The sequence below is a fragment of the Yersinia sp. LJYL362 genome, from assembly GCF_048323875.1.
In genome coordinates this window covers 1-9,324 of record NZ_JBLWEX010000062.1, presented here as the reverse complement: position 1 = coordinate 9,324, position 9,324 = coordinate 1, and the positions used below count along the sequence as shown (strand labels likewise).

The window sequence follows — 9,324 nt, the reverse complement described above, 5'->3', positions numbered from 1 at the left end:
GCCACCTGAGTTTTACTAAAGCGGCTGATGAATTATTTGTCACGCAAGCCGCTGTTAGCCACCAGATAAAGTCACTGGAGGATTTTCTCGGACTAAAACTGTTCCGTCGGCGTAACCGTTCTTTGCTGCTGACCGAAGAAGGGCAGAGTTATTACCTCGACATCAAAGAGATTTTTACCTCTATCAATGAAGCCACTCGTAAATTGCAGGCACGTAGTGCTAAAGGTGCTCTGACCGTCAGTCTTCCCCCCAGTTTTGCTATCCAATGGTTGGTTCCTCGTCTGTCTGGATTTAATGCGGCTTATCCGGGTATTGATGTCAGAATTCAGGCGGTAGACCGAGAAGAGGATAAACTCGCTGATGATGTCGATGTGGCGATATTTTATGGCCGGGGAAATTGGACCGGGTTGCGTACTGAACGCCTGTATGCCGAATTCTTGCTTCCTGTTTGTGCTCCCAGCCTGCTAATGGGCGAGAATGGATTAAAAGTACCGGCAGATCTGGCTAATCACACCCTGTTGCATGATACTTCCCGCCGAGATTGGATGGCGTATACCCGTCAATTGGGTGTGCCACAGATTAATGTGCAGCAAGGTCCGATATTTAGCCACAGTGCGATGGTGGTTCAGGCTGCTGTGCATGGTCAGGGTATTGCGTTGGTGAATAACGTGATGGCGCAATCTGAAATTGAAGCGGGTCGATTGGTGTGCCCGTTTAGTGATGTGCTAGTGAGTAAAAATGCTTTTTATCTGGTTTGTCATGACAGTCAGGCAGAACTGGGTAAAATAGCCGCCTTTCGTCAGTGGATACTGGCAAGAGCGGCTAGCGAGCAGGAAAAGCTACGCTTTCGCTACGAGAACTAATTTTAATTATTAGGCGATATTAATTTAAGGTTTATGACGATGAATGGTCGTTTAATGCTGATATTTGCTGCCTTGAGCGGTTTTTTCTATGTTGCTTTCGGTGCCTTTGGGGCGCATGTATTGAGTGCCTCTTTGGGGGCGAATGAAATGGCTTGGGTTCATACTGGGCTGGAGTATCAGGGATTCCATACACTGGCTATCCTGGCACTCGCTGTTGCCATGCAACGGCAGATAAGTATCTGGTTTTACTGGAGTGGTGCCTTGTTAGCACTCGGAATATTACTATTTAGTGGCAGTTTATACTGCCTGGCTCTATCGCACCTGAAATTGTGGGTATATATCACGCCAGTGGGCGGAGTATGTTTTCTGGCGGGATGGATTTTGATGTTGATTGGCGCGCTGCGTCTAAGAAAAAGGGCAGAACGCCATGAATAATAAAATTGCTTTATATTGCCGCTCAGGTTTTGAGAAAGAGTGTGCGGCGGAAATTACCGCCAAAGCAGCACAGCTCGAAATCTTTGGTTTCGCTCGGGTAAAAGAAAATAGCGGTTATGTGCTGTTTGAATGTTATCAGTTGGAAGATGCGGATCGTTTGATTCGTGAAGTGCCATTCCGCGAATTGATTTTCGCCCGCCAAATGATGGTTGTGGGTGAGCTACTGAAAGATTTACCGCCGGAAGATCGCGTATCGCCAATAGTTGGTATGTTAACCGGTGTTGTCGAGAAAGCCGGTGAACTGCGAGTTGAAGTTGCTGACACCAATGAAAGCAAAGAGTTACTTAAGTTTTGCCGTAAGTTGACGGTGCCGTTGCGTAATGCAATGCGTGAGCAAAAAATTCTGTCTGCCCGTGAGAATCCTCATCGGCCAGTGGTGCATGTATTCTTTATTGCATCGGGTTGTTGTTATGTTGGTTATTCTTATAGCAACAATAACTCCCCGTTCTATATGGGGATCCCGCGCCTTAAGTTCCCATCTGATGCCCCAAGCCGTTCAACTCTTAAACTGGAAGAAGCTTTCCATGTGTTTATCCCCGCAGATGAATGGGAAGAGCGTTTAGCCAGTGGTATGCATGCTGTCGATTTAGGAGCTTGTCCCGGTGGTTGGACTTATCAGTTAGTGCAACGCAGCATGATGGTTCAGGCCATTGATAATGGCTTGATGGCACAAAGTTTGATGGATACCGGGCAGGTTACGCACCATCGCGTAGACGGTTTTAAATATGAGCCAACACGTAGCAATATTTACTGGTTAGTGTGCGATATGGTGGAAAAACCGGCTAAAGTCACCCAACTTATTATTAAATGGCTGGTCAATGGTTGGTGTCGTGAGGCTATTTTTAACCTGAAGTTACCGATGAAAAAGCGTTTTGAAGTTGTTTCAGAAAATCTGGAAATGATTGATGAACAGCTAAAAGAAAATGGTATTAATGCCCATATTCAGGCTAAGCAGCTCTATCATGACCGCGAAGAAGTTACGGTGCATGTGCGGCGTATTTGGTCTGGTGTGCCGGGCCGTCGTGATGAGCGTTTTTAAAATTTGGTGATATATACCCTAAATAATTCGAGTTGCAGGAAGGCGGCAAGGGAGATAACCCCGATGAGCTTACTGTCGTAAGTGATTCGGGTTATTGAGCGTAGCTAACGCACATGCAGCTTGAAGTATGACGGGTATACACGCAAGGGGCCAGATGGCCCCTTCATTTTTATGCTGATATCACCGATTCAAACGTAGCTGTTGCAAGTTGCCACTTAATGGTAAATCAGTTTTCAGGGTCGCTATTTGTTTGCAAATAAAGGCCATTTCCTGATGCTGTTGCAACTTTTTACGCCATTTCTCTGGTACCGAGTCTAGCTTCTGATAGAGTTCCTCCAGACTGCTGGCTTGTTGCAATAACAGCGCGGCAGTTTTTGCTCCAATACCGGCGACTCCCGGAATTTTACTACTACTGATCCCAGCTAGCCCCCAGTAGTCAGGCAATTGGTGCGGTAAAACGCCAAACTCCTGCTTGACGAACGGCATATCCAACCAGCGTTTTTGGAAGTAATCGCGAATCTGAACATTTGGCGCCAACAGTTGGCAATAGCCTTTGTCGGTTGAAACAATCGTGACCTGATGCCCGGCCTCACCAATTTTTATTGCCAACGTCGCTGCAAGGTCATCAGCTTCATTGCCCGGCGAACTCCAGCAATTAACCCCCAAAGAGTGAAATGCTTCACGGATCAGCGGCATCTCTTGTTGCAGATTATCTGGCATCGGTGAGCGGCCCGCTTTGTAATCAGGCAGAGATTGATGACGCCAACTATCCGAGCGGTCATCTTCATCAAAAACGGCGACTGCATGGGTTGGCTGGCTATGTGAAATAAGCTGTTGCAGTGCATGCTGGCAAGCATTCACACAAGGTGAACCTTGCACCGCATGAATGCGACGAATCAGGTTAAGGGCATCAACAATAAGAAGGTGGATTTGCATTAACGGTCTTAAAACCTATCCCATAAGGGCTATTTTATTGGCCCTGCTTTGCTATAAAGAGCGCACCTGACGGTGCTCAAATAACCTTCAGGTAGCGCCAGCCGGAAGTCCTTACCAGCGCTATCGCTGAGGGGTATTTATTCTTTAACTACAGATTTCATAGCAAGGTGTATAAGCACTGCCTGGTAATTTCATCCGCTGTTGGATAATAAAACCTTGCAACAGCTGGTCCATATGTTTCATTAGTAGAGGATCACCATGCAACTTGAATGGCCCGTGAGCTTCAATGGCATGGATACCCACTTCTTTAACGTTACCCGCAACAATACCGGAGAAAGCGCGGCGCAATGCAGCAGCCAGCTTCTCTGGGGGTTGGTTGTGGGACAAGTCCAGATTGGCCATGTTCTCATGAGTCGGTTCAAAGGGGTGCTGCAAGTCCGACTCGATACGCATAGACCAGTTGAAACTATAAGCATCACCGGTATTACGGCGATTTTCTTTCACCAATGGCATCGCTTTTTTCATCTGACGAGCGACTTCATCCGGGTCATCAATAATTATCTGGTAGTATTCACGTGCTTTATCGCCCAGAGTATTCATGATGAATTCATCCACAACTCTGAAGTAATCTGCACTCTCTTTTGGCCCGGTCAGAATCAGGGGTAAAACCTGCTCCTTATTATCCGGATTCATCAGAATACCTAACAAATAGAGCAATTCTTCTGCTGTTCCCACGCCACCAGGGAAAATAATGATGCCATGAGCGATACGAACAAAGGCCTCTAGCCGTTTTTCAATGTCGGGCATGATAATCAGTTCATTGACTAACGGGTTTGGTGGCTCTGCAGCAATGATTGATGGTTCGGTCATACCGATAAAGCGGCCTTGTTTGTAACGTTGTTGGGCATGACCCACTGCGGCACCTTTCATCGGTGCTTCCATGGCCCCCGGCCCACAGCCGGTGCAGATATTCAATTCACGCAAACCTAACTGGTTGCCGACTTTTCGGGCATACAAATATTCGGTTTCATTGATTGAATGGCCGCCCCAGCACACAATCATATTCGGATCTTCATCAAGATGCAGGGCACGGGCATTACGCAAAATTGAAAAGACCAAATTGGTCAAATGGTTGGAGCTTTCCATATTCAGATGTTGGAAACGCTCGGCGTTTACGATTTGACCATTAACAAACAGAATGTCACGTAAGACTGCAAACAAGTTTGCCTGCAAAGAGCGAATAATTTTACCATCAACAAAAGCATGCTCTGGTGGATTAACCAGTTCGAGTTTGACACCACGTTCGCGGCGCAGCACATTGATATCAAAGGTTTCATAGCGAGATAAAAGCTCTTTGCTGTTATCAGTCAGACTACCTGAGTTAAGAACAGCCAATGAGCAATTACGGAATAAACGGTACAGATCACTACTGGCTGTACGTTTGAGCATATCCACTTCGAACTGTGATAACAGATCCATTGAGCCGAGTGGGCTGACATGTGTAATCAAAGTTACTCCTTTACACCCCTAAGGGTGGTAGTGCCTATATATCAGAGTGCTGCTTTCTGTTTTCCGTGGAATATCAGAGAGACCACTAAGTATCCATTACTGATTTTTATACTGAAAATAGCATAAGGAACCTATAAATAACCTTAACGTTGTCGCTTACTTTTTGCCAATACTAACGTGCTGCTGGTGATAAAGTTGCGCAGGTGTACGCATTTATTGTCGCGCCAGGCGGCCAGTCAATGGCACAAAATCAGTATTGGAACGCCATGGATTGATATCCAGCCCTCCGCGACGGGTATAGCGCGCATAAACTGATAGTGTCTCAGGCTGACAGAAACGCATAATGTCATTGAAAATGCGTTCGACACACTGCTCGTGAAACTCATTATGATGGCGGAAAGAGATCAGATAGCGCAGTAAGGCTTCGCGGTTAATTTGCGGGCCACTGTAGCTTATTTGGACAGAACCCCAATCTGGTTGGTGAGTTATCAGACAGTTAGATTTTAGCAAGTGGCTGACCAGGCTCTCTGTTACGCGGTTTTTACCTGCTGCACCTTGCAGATAATCGGCATTGAATTCATAACTATCGATACAGATATCTTGCTCATCCAGACATTCTCCCGAGAAGTTGGCTATCGGTTGATGTGTCATTTCATCCAGACGGTATAGGGTGACACTCACTTCTCCTTGGGCACAGGCGGATAAATCCTGTTGCAAAGTAGTGCGCACACTTTCCCAGTCAGTAAACGCTGTTTGGTTAAAACTGTTGAGGTAAAGTTTAAAGCTTTTTGACTCAATGAGATTAACGCTATCAGCATTTAGGCTAATTTCACCTACAGCGACTTGTGGTAAGCCCTTACTGTTTAGCCAGGATAGCTCATATAACGTCCAGATATCAGCGCCATGAAAGGGCAGATTATCGGGATATAAACCGAGAGGTTCGCGGTTCATACTGCGTGGCACGGCCTGCAATAAGGTCACGTCGTAGTGATCACAATACGCGGTGGGTTTGCCCAGCGTCAGTTCCGCCAGAGCCTTGTGGTCATGATATGAAGACATGCTGTTCCCATGATGAGAGAAAGGTACAATAGCGGTAGTTTATCAATTAATGCCGCGTTTAACTGCATTTCTAAGTAGGGTAACGCCTTTACCTTGGTGCAGCGCAAGCCGCCGCGATACAGAGAATAACAATGGACCAGAACGTTTCAACGGCACTTAAGAGCTTTACTCAGCGCTATATTGACTTATGGCAGCAGCAAACCGGGCGGCCACCTGCCAGTGAGGAGCTTTATGGGGTACCTTCTCCCTGTAATATAGAAACTCAGGATAATCAGGTGTTCTGGCTGCCGCAGCCTTTTGTTGGTGAAGCTAATCTTGCCAATGTTGAACGAGCACTGGAGATTCAGCTCCATCCAGATATCCATGAGTTTTATACCCAGCAATATGCCGGGGATATGAAAGCTGATTTAGGTGATCACCGCTTTACCTTGCTTCAGGTTTGGAGCGAAGACGATTTCATTCGTTTACAGGAAAATCTCATTGGCCATTTGGTGACACAGAAAAGACTGAAACTCTCGCCAACACTGTTTTTAGCAACAACGGAATCGGAAATGACCATGGCCTCACTGTGTAATGTTAGTGGCAATGTGGTGTTAGAGGAGTTTGGTAGCGGTAAACGGACATTACTGGCATCGACTCTTGCTTATTTTCTGGATGCATTACGTCCTGTATTTCCTGAATAAAGATAAGATTATTGCCCATCCCAGCACAGCTCGTGTGAGAGATCTCTCACACGAGCTGTGAGACATCACTTCTATTCCTTTTATGTGAAATTATTGTATTAGATTTATCTTCAATAAAATCACTTTGTTACAAACATTCATTTTTTTATATATAAAAGCATCCTCCCCATTCTTCTTACAGTACCTTGCCTCTCTTTGTCGATTAAGCGATCCTTTACTCGCCCGATAGGATCTGGCGGAAAGGACGGTATCAGGATGGTGCCACTTCAGGATGAAGGACTCAGGGACTGCTTAGGATGAGTGAAGGGATGTTTCAGGAAGAAACAAAGGACACCTCCAGGATGGAGATTGAGAGCCAGTTCAGGATGATTGGTGGGTTAGGATAACTTCAGGATTGGCACTGGGATGGTGTAGGACAACGCGACGGATTGCTGGTTAGGATAACCGCACGGAAAAGTTTTCAAGGATTGAGCAGGGAGCATCACTTTTAGCTGGATTGCTATGAAACGAATAGAGGGGTACTGGTAAAACAGTACCCCTTTTTTTATCCACATTTTGCTCAATCTACTCCAGTCGTTTAGGGTGTGAGTTTGGGCATCTTGTTCTTCAATGGTATGCTTGGCCGCCGTTGAACCAGCTCGGTGAATAGTTATTTTTTGGTTGAGAGCATAATCATGAATACAGAAAATCAGGTGCGCCAGAGCCTACAGAATATTGAGTTTGCCATGCGGGCCATTGATCTTTGGCAAACAGTTCCACCACAAGCCGAGGCTTTTGAAAGTAATGAGCCTTTTAGCATTGATACTATGGATGCTAAGCAGTGGTTACAATGGGTACTTATCCCTCGGATGTATGCATTGTTGGAATCGAAAGGGCCGCTCCCCACTCGTTTTGCTATTACACCCTACTTTGAAGAAGCGTTGACTGGCGAGGATCGCCCGGATTGCACCTTGCTGCTGGTAGAATTACAGCGTCTCGATGACCTGCTGAATAAAGAAAATCACTAATGCTGGAAATACTCTATCAAGACGAACATATAGTTGCGGTAAATAAACCAGCCGGCTGGTTAGTTCACCGCAGTTGGCTGGATAGCAATGAAACCGTATTTGTCATGCAAACAGTACGTGATCAAATTGGCCAGCATGTTTATACCGTTCATCGCCTGGACCGCCCGACATCGGGTGTACTGCTGATGGCACTGTCCAGCGATGTGGCTCGTGCCCTTTCGTTGCAATTTGAACAGCATCAGATTCAGAAAACCTATCATGCGGTCGTTCGTGGATACGTGCTAGAAGATGGCACTATTGATTATGAGATGACTGAAGAGTTAGACAAGATTGCAGATAAATTTGCTCGCCCCGATAAAGCACCACAGCCTTCAGTTACCCATTATCAGGCCTTGGGTCAAGTGGAAGTGCCTATTGCTATCGGGCGCTATGACACTTCGCGCTTTAGTTTAATGGAGTTAAAACCAGAAACGGGCCGCAAACACCAACTTCGTCGGCATATGGCGCATATTCGCCATCCGATCATCGGTGACAGTGCCCACGGCGATCTGCGTCAGAATCGTGGAGTTGCAGAACATTTTGATTGCTCGCGGCTCATGCTTCATGCCAGTCATTTGCATCTGAATCATCCTGTGACCGGAGAGTCGCTCAGTTTGACGGCGCGTTGGGATGAATCTTGGCAACAGCTGATGTCACATTTTGGTTGGCTGGGTATTGTCCCTCATCTTGAAAGGGTTGAGTTTGCAGCAACGGCCAGTCAGGATAGTGCGTGATTTTTCTCGTTAAAAGGACAACTTTTTATGGCTCAGGTCGGGATTTTTGTCGGCACTGTGTACGGTAACTCACTCTTAGTTGCAGAAGAAGCCGAGAGCATACTGAAAGAACAAGGGCATGAGGTCAAAGTGTTCGATGAGGGCACTTTAGAGGCCTGGCAGTATTATCGTCAACATTATGCACTGGTGGTGACCTCGACAACCGGGCAGGGTGATTTCCCAGATAGCATTGCTTCGCTCTTCATCGCCGTGCGTGATCAGGTTGGATTCCAACCAGAATTGCGCTACGGCATCATTGCGTTAGGTGACAGCAGTTATGATAATTTCTGTGGAGCCGGTCGTGCATTTGATGAGTTATTACAAGAGCAGGGCGCGACGAGGATTGGCGAAAGGCTAGAGATTGATGCTATTGAACATCCGGAACCTGAGGTTGTTTCAGCTTCGTGGGTGGAGCAGTGGGGCCGTCTACTTCAATAATTATTTATTTCAATAACTGTTTATTTCAATAATTATACCCACCATGCTTTAACTCGAACTATTTAGGGTATTAATCCTTAACTCATGAAGTTGCAGGTGAGAGCAATGTTTATTCACCTGCAACACCAATGACTTTAGTGATACAACCTATTTAGCGACCGCTGGTCAGTTTTTCCAGGTCAGCTTCAATTTCAGCAATTTTATTGGTCACTACACTCTCTAAATGACGCAAGTCATCCAGAATCTTACGTTTCAAATCAACTTCAACTTGATCGCGTTTGCACAGTTGATCAAGTTCATCAATGACATAGCGTAGATTTGGGTTGATTTCATTGATTTCTTTGTAGCCATGACCCGCATTATCAGCAACCACAGTTTTGCGTTGGCGTGGGTATTTGAACTTCACACTCTTAGCAAAAAACTCACCTTTATCTTTGCGGAAGTAAATTTTCAGAATGTCGTTATTGGCCTCCTGACGCAGGC

At 46.0% G+C, this 9,324-nt stretch carries 11 protein-coding genes; 7 read left to right on the top strand and 4 right to left on the bottom strand.

The features are described from left to right. The 3 genes from ACNSO8_RS02645 to rlmM form a co-directional block, all read left to right on the top strand. Nucleotides 1-863: transcriptional regulator GcvA (locus ACNSO8_RS02645; RefSeq protein ID WP_418393733.1), on the top strand; the 863-nt coding region annotated here is incomplete at its 5' end. Between the two features lie 39 nt (nt 864-902). After that, complete coding sequence (locus ACNSO8_RS02640; protein WP_005173250.1) at nt 903-1,298, top strand: DUF423 domain-containing protein; 396 nt, start codon at nt 903-905, stop codon at nt 1,296-1,298. Beyond that, complete coding sequence (rlmM, locus tag ACNSO8_RS02635) at nt 1,291-2,397, top strand: 23S rRNA (cytidine(2498)-2'-O)-methyltransferase RlmM (protein WP_005173248.1); 1,107 nt, start codon at nt 1,291-1,293, stop codon at nt 2,395-2,397. Before ACNSO8_RS02640 ends, rlmM begins: the two co-directional genes overlap by 8 nt. Nucleotides 2,398-2,577: 180 nt before the next feature. On the opposite strand, the gene xni is transcribed toward rlmM, so the two are convergent. The 3 genes from xni to queF form a co-directional block, all read right to left on the bottom strand. Next, nucleotides 2,578-3,333 carry a flap endonuclease Xni gene (xni, locus tag ACNSO8_RS02630; protein WP_019082467.1) on the bottom strand — a complete coding sequence of 252 codons (756 nt, stop codon included), beginning with the start codon at nt 3,331-3,333 and terminating at the stop codon, nt 2,578-2,580. Between the two features lie 144 nt (nt 3,334-3,477). Then, nucleotides 3,478-4,842, bottom strand: a complete 1,365-nt coding sequence (ppnN, locus tag ACNSO8_RS02625; protein ID WP_019078913.1) for a nucleotide 5'-monophosphate nucleosidase PpnN — start codon at nt 4,840-4,842, stop codon at nt 3,478-3,480. Between the two features lie 213 nt (nt 4,843-5,055). Further along, entirely contained in the window at nt 5,056-5,901 is an 846-nt protein-coding gene (gene queF, locus ACNSO8_RS02620; protein ID WP_050160199.1) for an NADPH-dependent 7-cyano-7-deazaguanine reductase QueF, read from the bottom strand. 131 nt (nt 5,902-6,032) lie between these two features. Between queF and syd the strand changes: the two genes are divergently transcribed. The 4 genes from syd (at nt 6,033) to ACNSO8_RS02600 (ending at nt 8,841) form a co-directional block, all read left to right on the top strand. Beyond that, nucleotides 6,033-6,584 carry a SecY-interacting protein gene (syd, locus tag ACNSO8_RS02615; RefSeq protein ID WP_046050353.1) on the top strand — a complete coding sequence of 184 codons (552 nt, stop codon included), beginning with the start codon at nt 6,033-6,035 and terminating at the stop codon, nt 6,582-6,584. A 674-nt stretch (nt 6,585-7,258) separates the two neighbouring features. Then, nucleotides 7,259-7,591, top strand: a complete 333-nt coding sequence (locus tag ACNSO8_RS02610; RefSeq protein WP_263700359.1) for a YqcC family protein — start codon at nt 7,259-7,261, stop codon at nt 7,589-7,591. Further along, nucleotides 7,591-8,364 carry a tRNA pseudouridine(65) synthase TruC gene (gene truC, locus ACNSO8_RS02605; RefSeq protein ID WP_172654549.1) on the top strand — a complete coding sequence of 258 codons (774 nt, stop codon included), beginning with the start codon at nt 7,591-7,593 and terminating at the stop codon, nt 8,362-8,364. The genes ACNSO8_RS02610 and truC overlap by 1 nt, the downstream gene beginning before the upstream one ends. Nucleotides 8,365-8,391: 27 nt before the next feature. Then, a complete protein-coding gene (locus ACNSO8_RS02600) occupies nt 8,392-8,841 on the top strand; it encodes a flavodoxin (protein WP_005164060.1) in 450 nt (149 codons plus the stop codon). A gap of 151 nt (nt 8,842-8,992) precedes the next feature. Here the strand turns inward: ACNSO8_RS02600 and ACNSO8_RS02595 are convergent, their stop codons facing one another. Then, nucleotides 8,993-9,322, bottom strand: coding sequence for a DUF3461 family protein (locus ACNSO8_RS02595; protein ID WP_418393732.1), 330 nt, complete (start codon nt 9,320-9,322; stop codon nt 8,993-8,995). Nucleotides 9,323-9,324: the final 2 nt, after the last annotated feature.

What these genes read in the sequence shown, in the direction of transcription:
- truC (WP_172654549.1), top strand. Translation starts at nt 7,591, where the DNA reads ATGCTGGAAATACTCTATCAAGACGAACATATAGTTGCGGTAAATAAA.
- queF (WP_050160199.1), bottom strand. Translation starts at nt 5,901, where the DNA reads ATGTCTTCATATCATGACCACAAGGCTCTGGCGGAACTGACGCTGGGC.
- rlmM (WP_005173248.1), top strand. Translation starts at nt 1,291, where the DNA reads ATGAATAATAAAATTGCTTTATATTGCCGCTCAGGTTTTGAGAAAGAG.
- xni (WP_019082467.1), bottom strand. Translation starts at nt 3,333, where the DNA reads ATGCAAATCCACCTTCTTATTGTTGATGCCCTTAACCTGATTCGTCGC.
- ACNSO8_RS02610 (WP_263700359.1), top strand. Translation starts at nt 7,259, where the DNA reads ATGAATACAGAAAATCAGGTGCGCCAGAGCCTACAGAATATTGAGTTT.
- ACNSO8_RS02640 (WP_005173250.1), top strand. Translation starts at nt 903, where the DNA reads ATGAATGGTCGTTTAATGCTGATATTTGCTGCCTTGAGCGGTTTTTTC.
- syd (WP_046050353.1), top strand. Translation starts at nt 6,033, where the DNA reads ATGGACCAGAACGTTTCAACGGCACTTAAGAGCTTTACTCAGCGCTAT.
- ACNSO8_RS02600 (WP_005164060.1), top strand. Translation starts at nt 8,392, where the DNA reads ATGGCTCAGGTCGGGATTTTTGTCGGCACTGTGTACGGTAACTCACTC.